This window comes from Variovorax sp. PEI5, assembly GCF_056679935.1.
Genome location: NZ_CM155257.1, coordinates 2,886,326 through 2,902,925, shown reverse-complemented (window position 1 = coordinate 2,902,925; position 16,600 = coordinate 2,886,326). Strand labels below are relative to the sequence as shown.

The 16,600-nt window shown below is 69.6% G+C and carries 14 protein-coding genes; 4 read left to right on the top strand and 10 right to left on the bottom strand.

The features are described 5' to 3' along the window. Positions 1–62: 62 nt before the first annotated feature. Genes AC1MLT_RS13355 through def form a run of 5 tightly spaced genes read right to left on the bottom strand, consistent with a single transcriptional unit; the run spans position 63 to position 3,177 of the window. Positions 63–401 carry an AzlD domain-containing protein gene (locus AC1MLT_RS13355; RefSeq protein WP_481032685.1) on the bottom strand — a complete coding sequence of 113 codons (339 nt, stop codon included), beginning with the start codon at positions 399–401 and terminating at the stop codon, positions 63–65. After that, on the bottom strand, positions 398–1,135 hold the full coding sequence (locus AC1MLT_RS13350) for an AzlC family ABC transporter permease (RefSeq protein WP_481032684.1): 738 nt from the start codon (positions 1,133–1,135) through the stop codon (positions 398–400). The genes AC1MLT_RS13355 and AC1MLT_RS13350 overlap by 4 nt, the downstream gene beginning before the upstream one ends. After that, the gene (gene fmt / locus AC1MLT_RS13345) at positions 1,135–2,100 is read right to left on the bottom strand and encodes a methionyl-tRNA formyltransferase (RefSeq protein WP_481032683.1); all 966 of its coding nucleotides are present in this window, start codon (positions 2,098–2,100) and stop codon (positions 1,135–1,137) included. The genes AC1MLT_RS13350 and fmt overlap by 1 nt, the downstream gene beginning before the upstream one ends. A 10-nt stretch (positions 2,101–2,110) precedes the next feature. Beyond that, positions 2,111–2,647 (bottom strand): hypothetical protein, encoded by a 537-nt coding sequence (locus AC1MLT_RS13340; RefSeq protein WP_481032682.1) that lies wholly within the window; start codon positions 2,645–2,647, stop codon positions 2,111–2,113. After that, on the bottom strand, positions 2,644–3,177 hold the full coding sequence (def, locus tag AC1MLT_RS13335; RefSeq protein WP_481032681.1) for a peptide deformylase: 534 nt from the start codon (positions 3,175–3,177) through the stop codon (positions 2,644–2,646). Before def ends, AC1MLT_RS13340 begins: the two co-directional genes overlap by 4 nt. Before the next feature lie 161 nt (positions 3,178–3,338). Here def and AC1MLT_RS13330 point away from each other — a divergent pair, with 161 nt between their 5' ends. The 3 genes from AC1MLT_RS13330 (at position 3,339) to AC1MLT_RS13320 (ending at position 6,403) form a co-directional block, all read left to right on the top strand. After that, positions 3,339–4,583 carry a LysM peptidoglycan-binding domain-containing protein gene (locus AC1MLT_RS13330; RefSeq protein ID WP_481032680.1) on the top strand — a complete coding sequence of 415 codons (1,245 nt, stop codon included), beginning with the start codon at positions 3,339–3,341 and terminating at the stop codon, positions 4,581–4,583. 20 nt (positions 4,584–4,603) lie between these two features. Next, on the top strand, positions 4,604–5,791 hold the full coding sequence (gene dprA, locus AC1MLT_RS13325) for a DNA-processing protein DprA (RefSeq protein WP_481032679.1): 1,188 nt from the start codon (positions 4,604–4,606) through the stop codon (positions 5,789–5,791). A gap of 93 nt (positions 5,792–5,884) precedes the next feature. After that, positions 5,885–6,403 carry a Smg family protein gene (locus tag AC1MLT_RS13320; protein WP_481032678.1) on the top strand — a complete coding sequence of 173 codons (519 nt, stop codon included), beginning with the start codon at positions 5,885–5,887 and terminating at the stop codon, positions 6,401–6,403. 45 nt (positions 6,404–6,448) lie between these two features. Here AC1MLT_RS13320 and AC1MLT_RS13315 read toward each other — a convergent pair whose 3' ends face one another. From AC1MLT_RS13315 to yajC, 4 genes are all read right to left on the bottom strand, one after another. Beyond that, positions 6,449–8,803, bottom strand: a complete 2,355-nt coding sequence (locus AC1MLT_RS13315) for a DUF1631 family protein (protein WP_481032677.1) — start codon at positions 8,801–8,803, stop codon at positions 6,449–6,451. Between the two features lie 118 nt (positions 8,804–8,921). Then, entirely contained in the window at positions 8,922–9,875 is a 954-nt protein-coding gene (gene secF / locus AC1MLT_RS13310; RefSeq protein ID WP_481032676.1) for a protein translocase subunit SecF, read from the bottom strand. Positions 9,876–9,912: 37 nt separating this feature from the next. Then, the gene (gene secD, locus AC1MLT_RS13305) at positions 9,913–11,796 is read right to left on the bottom strand and encodes a protein translocase subunit SecD (protein ID WP_481032675.1); all 1,884 of its coding nucleotides are present in this window, start codon (positions 11,794–11,796) and stop codon (positions 9,913–9,915) included. A gap of 54 nt (positions 11,797–11,850) precedes the next feature. Then, on the bottom strand, positions 11,851–12,183 hold the full coding sequence (gene yajC, locus AC1MLT_RS13300) for a preprotein translocase subunit YajC (protein WP_481032674.1): 333 nt from the start codon (positions 12,181–12,183) through the stop codon (positions 11,851–11,853). Positions 12,184–12,829: 646 nt separating this feature from the next. On the opposite strand from yajC, the gene AC1MLT_RS13295 reads away from it, so the two are divergent. Then, positions 12,830–13,687 (top strand): ferritin family protein, encoded by an 858-nt coding sequence (locus AC1MLT_RS13295; protein WP_481032673.1) that lies wholly within the window; start codon positions 12,830–12,832, stop codon positions 13,685–13,687. A 70-nt stretch (positions 13,688–13,757) separates the two neighbouring features. Here the strand turns inward: AC1MLT_RS13295 and glnE are convergent, their stop codons facing one another. Beyond that, entirely contained in the window at positions 13,758–16,583 is a 2,826-nt protein-coding gene (gene glnE, locus AC1MLT_RS13290; RefSeq protein ID WP_481032672.1) for a bifunctional [glutamate--ammonia ligase]-adenylyl-L-tyrosine phosphorylase/[glutamate--ammonia-ligase] adenylyltransferase, read from the bottom strand. Positions 16,584–16,600: the final 17 nt, after the last annotated feature.

Genomic DNA, 16,600 nt, shown 5'->3' with positions numbered 1-16,600 from the left:
GCAGGTCCGGAAGGCCGGCGAGCCGGCATGCCGGAAGTCCGCCGGCCGCCGCCGGGCGGGCCCTACCAGCCCAATCCGAGGTGCAGCGGCAGGTACACCGCCATGCCGGCGAGCATGGTGCCGAGCACGCCGCCGCGCGCGAAGTACCAGAGCGCGCCGGCCAATGCCGCGAACAGGCGCGCGTCGCGCCAGGTCGACACCAGGTGGCCCTGGGTCATCACGATCTCCGGGATGACGACCGCCGCCAGCGCCGCCACCGGCGCGTAGTGCAGCGCGCGGTGCGCCCAGTCCGGCAGGCCCCAGGGCCGGTCGAGGATGAAGAAGAAGCAGCGCGTGAGCACCGTCACGCCCGCCAGGCCGACGATCACGGCCAGCGTCCAGCCATCGGTCTGGGCGCTCATGCGTCGGCCTCCGCCGGATCACGCACGAATTGCCGCTCCAGCCAGAACGACAGCAGCACCGCCACGCCGATGCCGGTGACGATGTTGAGCTTGAGCGGCAGCGCATAGGCCGCCACCGCCGTCGCGCCGGCGATGGCGGCGGCCAGCAGGCGCAGCCGCGTGGTCGCCATCGAGCACAGGATGCCCACCAGGCTCAGCACGCCGGCGAAGCCCAACCCCCAGGATGGCGGGATCAGGTTGGCCAGCGCGATGCCCAGCAGGCTCAGTCCCATCCAGGACAGCCAGGTCACGCAATAGCCGCCGGTGAGGAAGGCCTCCTGCTCGCGCCTCCCGGCGCTGGTGGTGGCCGGCACCGGATAGCGGCCGGTGAAGACGGCATAGCTCAGGTCGGCCGTGAGGTAGCCATGCGTCATGCGTCGCCAGCGCGGCATGTGCATGAGATAGGGCCGCAGGTGGAGGCTGAAGACCACGAAACGCAGGTTGACGCAGAAACCGGTCGCCAGGATCACCCAGGCCGGCGCACCGGCCACCAGCAGCGGAATGGCCGCGAGTTGCGAACTGCCCGCATACACCAGCAGCGTCATGGCGGCCGCCTCGATCACGCTCATGCCCGACTTCACCATGGCAACGCCGGTCATGAGCCCCCAGGCGCCGATGCCCGCGGCCATCGGCGCCATGTGCCGGAAGCCGCGTCCGAAGGCGGGCTCGCGGCGCACTGCCGGGTCGAAGAACATCAGCCGAGGACCCGGCCGGGTTCGATGTCGAAGCCGCGCAGGAAATCGGCGGCCGGCAGGCGCTTGCCGCCAGCGCGCTGCAACTCGGTCAGCCGCACCACGCCGCTGCCGGCGGCGACGTCGATGCCCTCGGAGGCGACGGCCAGCACGGTGCCCGGCGACGGGGACGCCGGCGCCGCATCCGGCAAGGCCTGGGCGCGCCAGAACTTGACCGTCTCGCCAACGAGCGTGCCGGTGGCGCCCGGAAACGGATCGAAGGCGCGGATGCGGCGCGCGATGGTGGCGGCATCCTGGCGCCAGTCGACCGGCGCCTCGTGCTTCTCGATCTTGTGGGCGTAGGTCACGCCCGCGGCCGGCTGCGGCACCGGCCGCAGGGCGCCCTCGAGCGCCAGCCGCAGCGCATCGACCACCAGCCGGCCACCGAGCGCGGCCAGGCGATCGTGCAGGCGCGCGGTGCTGTCGTCCTCGGTGATGGCGACCGCCTCGCGCAGCAGCATGGCGCCGGTGTCGAGACCGGCATCCATCTGCATCAGCGTGACACCGGTCTCGGTGTCGCCGGCTTCGATCGCGCGATGGATGGGCGCGGCGCCGCGCCAGCGCGGCAGCAGGCTCGCATGGATGTTGAGGCAACCCAGGCGCGGCGCGTCGAGCACCCATTGCGGCAGGATCAGGCCATAGGCGGCCACCACCATCGCATCGAGCCGGGCGGCCTCGATGATCGCCTGCGCGGCGCGCGCGTCGTCGGGATACTTGCCGTCCAGCCGCAGGCTGCGCGGCTGCGCCACCGGCCAGCCGTGCCCGAGCGCGAACTGCTTGACCGGCGAGGCCTGCAGCTTCATGCCGCGACCGGCCGGGCGGTCCGGCTGGGTCAGCACCCATGCGATCTCGAAACCCGCCGCCTGCAGCGCCTCCAGCGCGACGCGGGCGAATTCGGGCGTGCCCGCGAAGGCGATCCGCGCGCTCAACGAGCCGCCCTCACCAGCGCATCCACTGACGCGTGAGGTCGGGACCGGTGTGATAGCGCGTGACCCGTCCGCTCGGATCGATGTAGATGTGCAGCAGGCGCAGGTCGTTCAGGGCGCGATAGCGCCAGGACCAGACCACGCCGTCGTAGGTCGCGACCCGCCGGATCTCGAACGGCCGGCCATAGGTGCGCAGCACGTCGGCCTCGGTCCAGGCATCGACGCGGATGGTGTCGCCAAACAGCCGCTCGTCGAGTTCCTGACGGTTGGACACCACGCGGCCGGCCGCGTCGATGTCGACGTTGCTGACTTCCGTGCCGGCCGGCGCGCGCGAGTACTGCAGCCGTTCCGCGCCATCGGCCAGCGGGTAGGTGGCCGTGGGCGTGCCCAGGCGCTGCAGGGTCTCGGCGCGCGTGGCGCCGGCCGGCAACCGGGACGGATCGCTGGCGCAGCCGGCCAGCGCGCCCACCACGGCGCACGCGACCAGGAGGGCGCGTGCGCGCCGGGCGGCCGCGAGGCCGCCGGGCAGGGAGGAAGAGATCGTGTTCATCGTCGGCCCTCGCGCGTGTCGCCACGCGCATCCTCGCGCTGCTGCTTGAGGAGCTTGCTCTTGATGCGATTGCGCTTGAGGGGCGAGAGGTATTCGACGAACACCTTGCCCAGCAGGTGGTCGAGCTCGTGCTGGATGCAGATCGCCAGCAGGCCCTCGGCCTCGATCGTCCGGGGCTCGCCCTGGAGGTCGAGCGCGGTCACGCGCACCGCCGTGGATCGCTCCACGCCGTCGTAGATGCCGGGCACCGACAGGCAGCCCTCCTCGTTGAGGACCCGCTCCGGGCTGGCCCAGACGATCTCGGGATTGATCAGCACCAGCGGCTGGTCGCGATCCTCGGACACGTCGATGACCACCAGACGTTCGTGGACGTCGACCTGCGTCGCCGCCAGGCCGATGCCGCTGGCGTCGTACATCGTCTCGAGCATGTCGGCCACCAGCGTGCGGATGCGGGCATCCACGCCCTGGACCGGCTTGGCGACCGTGTGCAGACGCGGGTCGGGAAAACTGAGAATGGTTCTTTTGGCCATGGAAACTGGGGGAATAGTGTCGCTATTTTCCCCAATTCCCCGTGACGCCGCGATCCGGCTTCCGCCAAGGCGTTGCCCTATCAGGGGCTTCAGCGCAGAATTCGTTGCAAATTGTGAGCATCCCGAGGTCGGCATGGGTTCGGGTGCCGTTCGATCGAACCATGAAAAAAATCCTTCCTTCCGACTTCCTTCCGCGGTTCGTCGGGCGCACCGCGCGCCGTCCCGTCCTCTCCTGCGGCGGCGCCCTGCTCGCCCTGGCCGCCCTGGCCACGCCCCTGACGACCGGTGCCCAGAATCTGACCGTCACCCCCACGCAGCGCGCCACCGCGCAGCAGGCCGCCCGCAGCGGCGTCCCGATCGAGGAACTCGCGCCCGGCGCTCCCGACGAATACACGGTCCGCTCCGGCGACACGCTGTGGGCGATCTCGCGGCTCTATCTGCGCGGTCCGTGGCGCTGGCCGGAACTCTGGGGCCTCAATCTCGACGACATCGCCAATCCGCATCGCATCTTTCCCGGCCAGGTGCTCTATCTGGACAAGAGCGACGGCCGTGCCCGCCTGGGCACGCGCCGCGGCGGCGCCGGCGGCGGCATCGACACCGTCAGGCTGAGCCCGCGCACGCGCGTCGAATCCCTGGCCGGCATGGCGCTGCCCACCCTCAAGCCCAGCCTGATCGAGCCCTTCCTGAGCGAGCCGATCGTGGTGGATGCCGATACCCTGACGCGCGCGCCGCGCATCGTGGCGGGCAACGACAACCGCGTGCTGCTGGCGCGGGGCGACCGGGCCTACGCGCGCGGCGAACCCGATGCGCCCCTGCTCGACACGCCCGGACCGCTCAAGACCTATCGCGTCTTCCGCGATGCCACCCCCCTGGCGGACCCGTCCACCGGCGAGATCCTGGGCTACGAGGCGCACTACCTGGGCAAGGCCCAGCTGCAGCGCGGCGAATCCACCGTGCCGGCCCGCGAGGGCGACAAGGAGGTCACCCGCATCGTGCCGGCGACCATCGACATCGTTGCCGCGCGCGAGGAGATCCGCGCCGGCGACCGGCTGCTGCCGGAGCCGCCGCGCCAGCTGGTGAGCTACACGCCGCATGCGCCGGCCCAGCCGATCGATGCCCGCATCGTCTCGGTCTATGGCAACGGCGTGCAGTTCGCGGCGCAGAACCAGGTGGTGGCGATCAGCAAGGGCCTGCGCGACGGCATCGAGAGCGGCCACGTGCTGGCGATCCTGAAGAACGGCGACACCGTCGTCGACCGCACCGGCGGTGGCAAGGAGACCCTCAAGCTGCCCAGCGAGCGCATCGGCCTGCTGATGGTGTTCCGTCCCTTCGAGCGGGTGTCGTACGCGCTGGTGCTGGAGGTCAACGACACGCCGCGCGTGGGCGACCTGCTGGTCAATCCCTGAGTCCGCCCCGCGCGAGCGCCATGGAACGCGAAGAGCTCACGGGCTGGCTGCGCCTGGTGTCGACGCCCGGCATCGGCGACGTCACGGCGCGCAGGCTGCTGGCGGCCTTCGGCCTGCCGGCCGACGTCCTGGCGCAACCGGCCGCGCGGCTGCGCGAGGTCGCGACGGCGGCCCAGGTCCAGGCCCTGGGCCGGATGCCCGAGGCACTGCCGGCGCTGGTCGAGCGCACGCTCGGCTGGCTGGCCCAGGAGGAAGCCGGTGGCGTCGTGCATCGGCTCGTGACGCTCGGCGACATCGGCTATCCGGCGGCGCTGCTGGAGATGGCCGATCCGCCGCTCATGCTCCACCTGATCGGTCCCGCGACGCTCGACCTGACGCAGCTCGACCGCAGCGTGGCGATGGTCGGCAGCCGCAACCCGACGCCGCAGGGCGAGGACAACGCCCGCGCCTTCGCCCGGGCATTCGGCGAGCGCGGCATCGCGGTGATCTCGGGCCTGGCGCTGGGCGTCGACGGGGCCGCGCACCAGGGAGCCCTGGATGCCGACGCCGATGCCACCGGTGCGCGGGCCGGCGACGTCCCGCCCGGGTGGCCCGTGACGGTGGCCGTCGTCGGCACCGGACTCGACCGCGTGTACCCGGCGCGCCATCGCGACCTGGCCCACCGCATCGCCCGGCGCGGCCTGATCGTGAGCGAATTCCCGCTCGGCACGCCGCCCCTCCACCCGAATTTCCCCAAGCGCAACCGGATCATCGCCGGGCTCTCGCGCGGCACGCTGGTGGTCGAGGCGGCCCTGCAGTCGGGCTCGCTCATCACGGCCCGGCTGGCGGTCGAACAGGGGCGCGAGGTGTTCGCCATCCCGGGCTCGATCCACGCCCCGCAGTCGCGCGGCTGCCATGCCCTGATCCGCCAGGGCGCCAAGCTGGTCGAGTCGGTGCAGGACGTGCTGGAGGAACTGCCGCTCGACGACGCGCCGCCCGGGGCGCCCGGGACACCGCGACCCTCGCCCGATGCGGCCGGCTCCGTCGCCGCGCCCCCCGAATCGGCCTTGCTGCGGCTGCTCGGCTTCGATGCCATCAGCCTCGACGCCCTCTGCGCGCGCAGTGGCTGGAGCGCCGCACAATTGCAGGCGCAGCTGCTCGAACTCGAGCTCGACGGGCTGGTGGCCCGTCTGCCCGGCGGACTGTTCCAGCGCCGGGCCTGCGCCTGACCGTCGACGGCGGCCACGCCGTCGGCACCACCGGTCCAATCCGGTGATCGTCCAGCCCCGGGAGGCCGGCATGGCCTGGGCTATATTGGCCCCATGTTCGAAGTGCTCGCATTCGTCTATGAAAACTACTGGCGCGGCGACGCCTGTCCCCAATCCGAACAACTCGGCCGCAAACTCAGCGCCCAGGGCTTCGATGCCGACGAGATCAGCATCGCGCTGCGGTGGCTCGACGAGCTGAGTCAGGCCACCCAGGGCCTGCCGCTCATGCCCCACCCCACCGATGCATCGGCGGCCATCGTCAGTGCTTCCGGGGGCCGGGGCGACGTGCGGGCCGCCTCGGCCGATGCGATCCGCGTCTATTCGGGGGTCGAGCAGGACATGCTCGGCGCCGAATGCCTGGGCTTCCTGCATTTCGTGGAATCGGCCGGGGTGCTGCCCGGCGGCTTGCGCGAGATCGTCGTCGAGCGCGCCATGGCGGCACCCTCGTGCCCGGTGTCGCTGGAGGACTTCAAGATCATCCTGCTGATGGTGCACTGGAGCAGCGGCCTCGAGCCCGATGCGCTGATGCTCGACGAACTGCTCAACGAGCGTTCGAGCCGCACCGCGCACTGAGACCGGATCGAGGTGCGGGCCCGTCGCGGGCCCCGCGGCCGGCCCTCAGTTCAGCAGGCTCTCCGGATGCGCGTCGAGCTTGGCCAGCGCCTCGCGCGTGGCGCGCACGGTCAGTGCCTCGTCCTCGGCCGGCACCAGCATGCCGGTCTGCAGGTAGGACCCGAGCCGGCCGGTCTGGATCAGGAAGCTGCGGCCGTCGGCCGAGGCGAACAGGTGGAGCTGCCCGCGCTCGCTGCGCCAGACGAACTGCACCTGGCTGGCGCGCCCGTTGTGGTCGAGCATGAACCAGTGGCCGACCTGGAGTTCGCGCGCCCATTGCAGCATGTCCTCGGTCGCCTTGATGCTGGTGTCGGGCGCGACGTCGATGGTGGCCGCGTCGACGCCCAGCAGCAGCTCGATGCTGGCCGCGTCCAGCGACAGCTCGCCCGTGCCTTCGTCGCTCACGAAGTCCTCGAGGTGGGCCAGGCGCTTGGCCAGCGCGTCGATCTGCGCCGCCGGGATGGCTTCGGTCTTGGACATGAACGCATCCGTCAACGTCGTGCCGATGGTCTTGATGTGCGTTTCCTGGGCCTCGCCCACCACGCCCAGCAGCGTCATCCCCACGCGCAGTTGCTGCAGCAGGCGTGGCAGGTCCTGGATCACGCGCGCGCGGTCGGGCCGGCTGGGCTTGGCGCTGGCGGCCCAGACGAGCTCGGAGGCGGCACGCTTGAGGGTCACGGTCTGCGTGTCCTGCACGCCGTACTTCAGGGCGGCGATCGCCATGACCTCGGCCCAGACCTTGAAGAGGAACTCGCGGATCTCCTCGCGCACGGGCATGTCGTTGAGCATCTTGCGCAGCTCGATGGTGTACTGGATCGCCATCGTCTCCTTCTGCTCGACCTGCTGCGCCACGCTCATCACGCGCTGGGTGGCATCGCTCTGCGTCAGGTACTTGTTGAGGAAGGCCACGAATTCGTCGAACACCAGCTTGAAGACGCGCTGCCCGGTCTCGGGATACTGCTCGATCACCTGCACCACGCGACGGATCTCGCCCTCCAGCGCGCTGCCGGAGATGGCCGCGGCGTCGAAACCCATCACGACCGAACCCATGCGGTCGATCAGCATCCGTGCCGGATGCTGGATGGTGCCGAAGAATTCGGGCTCGGCGATGGCCACGCGCAGCACCGGCATCTGCAGCCGCGCGAACCAGACGCGGGCGGAGAAGGGGATGCGTTCCTCCGACAGGATGGCCTGGAACATCAGCGCGACGACCTCGACCGTGGCCTTGTCGGCCGTGGTGGGCGCGCGGCGCTTGAGCTCGCTGGTGCGCCGGCGCAGCTCGGCCGCGCTCTGCTGCAGCGCCAGGGCGTCGTTGCCGACGGCATAGTGCGATGCGGAGGCCTGATAGGCGATGCCGGCATCGGCGATGGCGGCGGCGAACGCGCGGGCGCTGATGCTGCCGGGACCACCGCTGTCGCCACCGGCTCCGCCGAATCCGGGACCGCCCGGACCGGTGCCCTCGCCGCCGATACGGGCGGCGACGAAGCGCTTGAGATTCTGCAGCACCCCCTGGGCACGCTGCCGCGCCGCCACCAGTGGCGACGCCCCCATCGAGGCGGCATGGCCATAGCCGTGATTGGCCAGACCGGACGGGCCGGCGCCACCGGCGCCCATCGGGGTCCTCGCCCCGTCCTCCGTTCCCGGCGGGCGATGGGCATCACCCGCCCCCCGGGTCGGACCGGGTGACAACGGCATGACGCCCGAGGACGTGCTGGTCGGGCGTCGCACGAAGCTCTTCAGGTCGATCTCGGGCATGACGCCCTGCTCGACCAGGAAGACATTGACATCGCGATAGGCGCCGGCGACCGTGTCCAGCACCTCGCGCTGGACGGTGTCCTGCAGCTTCGTCCACAGGGCGCGGCTGAGTCCGGCCGCCAGCCATTGCTCGACCCAGACCTTGGCGAGGGTCTCGGGGCGCAGCACGTCGCGGCTGTCGAGCTCCGATGTGCCTTCGAGATGCTGGATGCGCAGGCGCAGGTCGCTGAAGTCGAAATTCGCCTTGCCCTGGATCGCCTGCGCGAGCCGGGAGGAAAGGATCTGCGTCTCCACGACGTCGTCGCCGATGAGTTCGAGACGCAGGAGCGAGTTCGACGGCGTCGCGACGCCGCTGGCGGCCAAGGCCTGGCGCCAGGCTGCACGCGTGCCATCGGCCCAGGTCTCGCCCTGGGACTGGAAGGCCAGGAAGTCGTCGCGGCGATCCTGCATGTCGCGCGCGGTGCCCGATTCGCCGGTGAGCGTGATCAGGCGTTCATGGATCGCGCGGGTCACGGGCGCGACGAGATTCTCGGTGGCCCGCACGAAACGCTCCCGGGCTTCGCGAGCGATCTGCAGAGAATTAACGGAAGGCCGGTCGATGCTCATGGTGTCAAGGCTGTCTGGGGCCACGACCCCGACGCATCAGCTTGCCCGTGGATGCGTCGCCGCACAAGAGGACAGCGCCTCTCGGCGACGGATGGACGCATGCGACGCGCCCGTCGCATCAGACGGTGGCCCCCGCATTCGGGTCGTCCGGGTCGCCTTCGCGCTTGGGCGCGGTCTTGATCAGGTCCTCGCGCTTGATGCCCAGCCACATCGCGATGGCCGCGGCCACGAAGCACGACGAGTAGATGCCGAAGCAGATGCCGATCGTGAGGGCGAGCGCGAAATAATGCAGCGTCGGTCCACCGAAGAAGAACATCGACAGCACCACCAGCTGCGTGGAACCGTGCGTGATGATGGTGCGGCTGATGGTGGAGGTGATGGCGCCGTCGATCACCTGCGGCGTCGAGAGCTTGCGGAAGCGGCGGAAGTTCTCGCGCACCCGGTCGAAGATCACCACCGATTCGTTCACCGAGTAGCCCAGCACCGCCAGCACCGCCGCCAGCACGGCGAGCGAGAACTCCCACTGGAAGAAGGCGAAGAAGCCCAGGATGATCACCACGTCGTGCAGGTTCGCCAGCACGGTGGCGACGGCGAACTTCCACTCGAAGCGGAACGCCAGGTAGATCATGATGCCCACGACCACCATGCCCAGGGCCTTCAGGCCGTTGGTGGTGAGCTCCTCGCCGACCTGCGGACCGACGAACTCGGTGCCGCGCAGCGTGGCCGAGGGGTCGGCCGCCTTGAGCGCGTCCATGACCTGGGTGCTCTGCTGGGCCGAGGTCTGGCCCTTCTGCACCGGCAGGCGGATCTGCACGTCGCGCGACGTGCCGAAGTTCTGGACCTGCACCTCGGCATAGCCCAGCTTGCCGATGGTCTCGCGCACCTGGCCGACGTCGACCGACTGCGTGTAGGCGACCTCCATCACCGTGCCGCCGGTGAACTCGACCGAAAGGTGGAGTCCGCGATGCAGCAGGAAGAACACCGCCAGCGCGAAGGTGGCGAACGAGATGATGTTCAGCACCAGGGCGTGGCGCATGAACGGGATGGTGCGGTGGATGCGGAAGAATTCCATGACGGTCCTGCGGCTGTCTCTGTGATCGGGCTTGCTGTCAGTGGGCCTCGGCCACGGCGGAGCCGTCGGCCTTGGGGCGCCAGACCGTGCCGATCGACACGCTCTTGAGTTTCTTCTTGCCGCCGTACCAGAGGTTCACCAGGCCACGCGAGAAGAACACGGCCGAGAACATCGAGGTCACGATGCCGATGCAATGGACCACCGCGAAGCCGCGCACCGGACCCGAGCCGAAGGCCAGCAGCGCGATGCCGGCGATCAGGGTGGTCACGTTGGAGTCGAGGATGGTGCCCCAGGCGCGCTCGTAGCCGGCATGGATGGCCGCCTGCGGGGAGGCGCCGTTGCGCAGCTCCTCGCGCACGCGCTCGTTGATGAGCACGTTGGAGTCGATCGCCACGCCGATGGCCAGCGCCATGGCGGCGATGCCCGGCAGCGTGAGCGTGGCCTGCAGCATCGACAGGATGGCCACCAGCAGCATCAGGTTGACGGCCAGGGCGATCGAGGAGAAGACACCGAAGAGCGCGTAGTAGGCGCACATGAAGACCATGATCGCCAGGAAGCCGTAGGCCACGCTGCGGAAGCCCTTGCTGATGTTGTCCGCGCCGAGGCTGGGACCGATGGTGCGTTCCTGGATGATCTCCATGGGCGCGGCCAGCGAGCCGGCACGCAGCAGCAGCGCGAGGTCGTTGGCCTCGACGACGTTCATCGAGCCCGAGATCTGGAAGCGGTTGCCCAGCTCGCCGTTGATCGACGGCGCCGTCAGCACTTCGCCCTTGCCCTTCTCGAAGATCAGCATCGCCATGCGCTTGCGGAAGTTCTCGCGGCTGACGTCGCGCATGATGCGGCCGCCCTTGGCGTCCATCGTCAGGTCGACCTTGGGCTGCTGGGTCTGCGAATCGAAGCCCGGCTGCGCGTCGGTCAGGCTCTCGCCGGTCACCAGGACCTGCTTCTTGACGATCACCGGGCGGCCCTGGCGGTCGAGGAAACGTTCGGAGCCGAAGGGCACCGGACCGGTGCCGAGTTCGGCGGCACGGCCCTCGGCGCTCTCGTCGACCAGCCGCATCTCCAGCGTCGCCGTGCGGCCGAGGATGTCCTTGGCCTTGGCGGTGTCCTGCACGCCCGGCAGCTGCACCACGATGCGGTCGAGGCCCTGCTGCTGGATCACCGGCTCGGCCACGCCGAGTTCGTTGATGCGGTTGTGCAGCGTCGTGATGTTCTGCTTGAGCGCGGCGTCCTGCAGGCGGCGCGCCGCCTCGGGCTTGATGGTGGCGGTGAGCAGCCAGCCGGTCGCGTCCTGGCTGTCGGCGACCGCGAGGTCGGGGAACTGGTCCTGCAGCAGGCGCCGGGTCGCTTCGGCGCTGGCGGCGTCGCGCAGGCGGATCTCGACCGCCTGGGCGTTGCGGTTGACGGCGCTGCCACGGATGCCCTTGTCGCGCAGCGACGTGCGCAGGTCGCTGGCGAAGGATTCGACCTTCTTGTCGATGGCCCCCTTCATGTCGACCTGCAGCAGGAAGTCGACGCCACCGCGCAGGTCCAGGCCCAGATACATGGGGAACGCATGCAGCGCGCTCAGCCAGGCGGGCGAGCGGGGCACGAGATTGAGGGCGACCACGTAGGCGGGATCATTGGCATCGGGCACCAGACCACGCTGGAGCACGTCGCGGGCCTTGAGCTGCTCGTCCGGCGTGGCGAAGCGGGCACGCACCGAGTTCGCATCGAGCGTCAGCATGTCGGGCACCAGTCCCCCGTCCTTGAGCAGACTCTCCACGCGGGCCTGGGTGGCCGCGTCGACCCTGGCGGTCGACTTGGCCGCAGAGACCTGCACGGCCGGCGCCTCGCCGAAGAAATTGGGCAAGGCATAGACGAGCCCCACCAGCAGCACGATCACGAGGATCGCGTACTTCCAGACCGGATAACGGTTCATGATCGCATCGATGTTGCGGCAGTGCCGCGTGGGGAAAGGGCGGCCGGAGACGGCTTACTTGATCGCGCCCTTGGGCAGGACCTGGACCACGGCGGTGCGCTGCACGCGGATCTCGACGCCATTGGCGATCTCGAGGCCGAGGTACTGATCGCCCAGCGAGGTGATGCGGCCGAGCAGACCACCGGCGGTCGCCACCTCGTCACCCTTGGCCAGCGCTTCGATCATGGCGCGCGCCTCCTTCTGGCGCTTCATCTGCGGCCGGATCATGACGAAATACAGCACCACGAACATCAGCACCAGGGGCAGCATGCTCCCGAGCGAGGACATCAGGTCGCCACCGGTGGAAGCGGCGGGTGCGGCCTGGGCGAAGGCAGAGGAAATGAACAAGGGAATCTCCAGCAGAAACAAAGGGAGGGGTGGGTCGGAACGTCCGCGTCGGAGTCGCAGTCGACGACGAGGAAGCCGGACCTTGCGGCCAACCCGAGCGACAGGGGCCGCTCACGTCGCCCGGCATTGTAGGGCGCCGATTCCGGGCCGTCCGGCGCGCGGCCCGGGACGCCATCGGGACATTGCCGCTGCCCGCGCACGCCCCCATCCATGTCCACACATCGAATAAAAATGCTGCGAAGCGCCCCGGCACAAAGAGGAGGGAGGAGGAATCATCCCGGGATTTCGAGCGATCGCGCGAGCGACCGGCAGGCTTCGCAGCATGAAAAGCATCGGGCGCCATCCATGCCGCCTGTCGAATGGAGCGCGGGTCCGTGGCGCGGGTTCCCTGGTTCCGGACCGTTGTTTGTGACCAGATGAATCCGCCCCACGTGGTCCCGGGCCATCGCCGCAGTCGGATCGAGGAGGTCCAGGCTGACGGTCTTTCGTCGTCGCAGGCCACATTCGGAGGGAATGGTCTTGTGTCGAATGGCGGTGTTTCGTCGCAGAATCGTCGACATATCCTGTTAACTTCTGTGGCTCGGCTACGCTTCCACGCGTGTCCCGCGTGATTTTTCCTCTTTCCGTCAGCGCACGAAGGATCCCCATGCTCTATCCGGAACTTTTCAGACAACTCGAATCCGTCCGCTGGGACATGGACCGTGACATCCCCTGGGACAAGTTCGAAGGCGACAAGCTCTCCGACGAGCAGGCCCAGACCATCAAGATGAATGCCATCACCGAGTGGGCCGCCCTGCCGGCCACGGAGATGTTCCTGCGGGACAACCGGCACGACAGCGATTTCTCCGCCTTCATGTCGATCTGGTTCTTCGAGGAACAGAAGCACTCCCTGGTGCTGATGGAATACCTCAAGCGCTTTGCTCCGCAGCACGCGCCGACCGAGCAGGAACTGCACGACATCCGCTTCGATTTCGATCCGGCGCCACCGCTGGAGACGCTGATGCTGCACTTCTGCGGCGAGATCCGCCTGAACCACTGGTACCGGCGTGCCGCCGAATGGCACACCGAACCCGTCATCAAGCACATCTACACCACGCTGAGCCAGGACGAGGCGCGCCATGGCGGCGCCTATCTGCGCTACATGAAGCGGGCCCTGGAGAAATTCGGCGACGAGGCGCGCGGCGCCTTCACCAAGGTGGGCGTGCTGATGGCCAGTGCGCGCCGTACGGCGCAGGCCCTGCACCCGACCAACCTGCACGTGAGCAAGGCGCTGTTCCCGAACGACACCATCCAGAGTCGCATGCCCGACCCCGACTGGCTGGAGCACTGGCTCGACAACCAGATCAAGTTCGATGCCGCCTGGGAGACCAAGGTCGGCGAGCGCATCCTGCACAACCTGAGCCTGCTGATGAACCGCAGCTTCAAGAGCGTGCAGGAGCTCAACCGCTATCGCAAGGAAATCGCCACGTCGCTCGGCTCGAAGCAGGAATACCAGGGCGCCTGAGCACCGCACCGTGGCCGCCGACGGCGGCCCACGGATCCCGGCCCCCGGCCCCCGGCCCGGCGGGCCGGATTCACGGACTCTCGAACACGGCCTTCCACAGCGCCAGCATCGCCTCGCGTTCCAGCGCCAGTGCCGGCAGGGCGACCGAGGTCGGCTCCTCGTTCAAGCGGGCGCGATGCTGGATGCGCCGCAGTTCGCGATATGCCGCGCCAGCGCGCCGGCCGACGTCCTGCGGTAACAGACCGGCCGCCTCGGCCCGCAGCAGCAAGGCGATGTTGCCGACGTTGGGCACCAGTTCGGGATGCGCGTGCGCCTGCGACAGCACCAGGAACTGGACCGCGAACTCGGCATCCACCATGCCGCCGGGACTGTGCTTGACGTCGAAGCGTCCGGGCTTCACCGGATGGGCGGCACGGACCTTGGCGCGCATGGCGACGATCTCCTGGCGCAAGGCCGCCCGGTCGCGCGGCGCGGTGACCACCGCTTCCCGGATGCGATCGAAGTGCGCGCCCAGCGCGGCGCCGAAGGCCGGTTCGCCGAAGGTCGCATCGGTCATGTCGATGCAGCGCGCGCGCGTCATGGCCTGGTGCTCCCAGGTCCAGGCGGTGTTGCCGCCGCGGCCGAGCTGGTATTTCTCGTAGGCCGCGAGGCTGGTGACCAGCAGGCCGGAATTGCCGTTCGGGCGCAGCGCCGTGTCGATCTCGAACAGGTCGCCCTCCCGCGTCTTCACCGACAGCCATTTGATGAGTCGCCTCACATAGGCCGCATAGACCTCGCCGGCACGCTCGTCGTCGTCCTCGTGGACGAAAACGATGTCCAGGTCGCTGCCATAGCCAAGTTCCTTGCCCCCGAGTTTTCCGTAGCCGATGATCGCAAAGCGTGGTGTCTCGCGGTGCCGGTCGCGCACGTGCTGCCAGCACCAGCGCGCCGTGACGCGCAGCACCGTGTCGGCCAGCGCGCTCAGGTCGTCCGCCACCTGCTCGACGGTGATGCGACCCTCGACATCGCGTGCCAGCGTGCGGAAGACCTCGGCGTGATGGGCATGGCGCAGCAGGTTGAGCAGCCGCTCCTCGTCGTCCTCGCCGGTGCGGCGCAGGGAGGCCTGGCGCCGCTCCAGTTCGCGCTCGAACTCGGTGGCATCGAAGCGGCCCTCGAGCATCTCGTCGCTGGCCAGCTCGTCGATCACGCCCGGATGCTGCAGCAGGTAACGCGCCGGCCAGCGCGCCGCCGCCAGCAGGCCCAGCAGGCGCGCCTGCACGGCCGGCCGTTCCACCAGCAGCGCGAGATAGCTCTCCCGCCGCAGCAGCGGCTCGATCCAGTCGGCCCAGCGCAGGGCGGCCTCGCTGCGTTGCGCCAGGGCCTCGGCGGCGGCGGTCTCGCCACCCGCCTCGCCCGGCGCCGGGGTGCCGATCCAGTCGCCGGTGCGCTGCACCAGCTGGCGCAGCCGCACGCGGGTCTCGTCGCGCAGCGCCAGGATGCGCGGATTGCCGCGCCAGTGCTCGACGCGCTGCCGGAAGGCCACCGGCAGGCGCGCCACGAGATCCTCGAGATCGGCCGGTGGCGTCGCCGCGCGCGCGCCGCCATTGCAGCCGACGCACCGGGGCGCGCCGCCGAGCAGGCGGTCGAACTCCTGGGCCACCACCTCGCGATGGGTGTCGAGCTGCATCAGGAAGGCGCAGCAGTCCGGGTAGCCGAGGCTGGCGGCGATCCAGCGCACATCGGCATCCTCGACCGGCAGCACGTGCGTCTGCTGGTCGTCGAGGTACTGGATGCGGTGTTCGACGCGGCGCAGGAAGACATAGGCCTGCGCCAGCGCATCGGCGGTGTCCTGCGGCATGAGGCCGGCACGTGCCAGGCGCTGCAGGGCATCGAGCGTGGGACGGGTGCGCAGTTCGGGGAACTGCCCGCCGCGCACCACCTGCAGCAGCTGCACCGTGAATTCGATCTCGCGGATGCCGCCGCGCGAGAGCTTGACGTCGTTGGCGCGCTCGGGACGGCCGGCGCTGCGGCGCGCCGCCTGCTCCCGGATCTGGCGATGCAGCACGCGCAGGGCGTCGAACACGGCGTAGTCGAGGTAGCGCCGGAACACGAAGGGCAGCACCACGGCGCGCAGCGCCTGCGCCGAGCCGTCGTCGATCACCGACCGCGGCGCCACCACGCGGCTCTTCATCCAGGCGAAGCGCTCCCATTCCCGGCCCTGCACCTGCAGGTATTCCTCCAGCGCGTCGACCGAGACCACGCTCGGCCCGGAGTTGCCGTTGGGCCGCAGCGCCAGATCGACCCGGAAGACGAAGCCGTGCTCGGTGGTGTCGCCCACCAGGGCGTAGATGCGCTTGACGGCGAAGGCGAAGTACTCGTGGTTGGAGATGCGCCCGCGGCCTTCCGCGCCACCGGCGGTCTCGCCGTCGTGGTCGTAGAGATAGATCAGGTCGATGTCGCTCGACACGTTGAGTTCGCGCGCGCCGAGCTTGCCCATGCCGACCACCCACATCTGGGCGCGGCCGCCATCCGGGCGCGATGGCGCGCCATGACGCGCGTCGAGTTCGGCGAAGCTCTCGCGGCAGGCGATGTCGAGCGCGAACTCGGCCAGTTCGGTGACCGCGTCGGTGACGGTGGCCAACGGCGCCTGTCGTTCGCAGTCGAGCACCACCAGGCGCTCCATCACCAGCTGGCGCACGATGCGCAGGGCGACGCCGGCATCGTCGCCACGCGCGCGCAGCACGTCGTAGGTGGCCTGCATGGCGGCACGACGCGGCTCGCCCGCCGGCAGCAGCGCGAGCTCGCCGGCATAGCGCCGACGCAGGCGCTGGACGAAGCGGGAATGGGCCGCGAGGGCCGAAGGCCCCGTGGGCGGAAGGGCGGCCGGATCGGGGCCCTTGGAAAGGCTGGGAGTCATAATTCCTGGCACAGCGA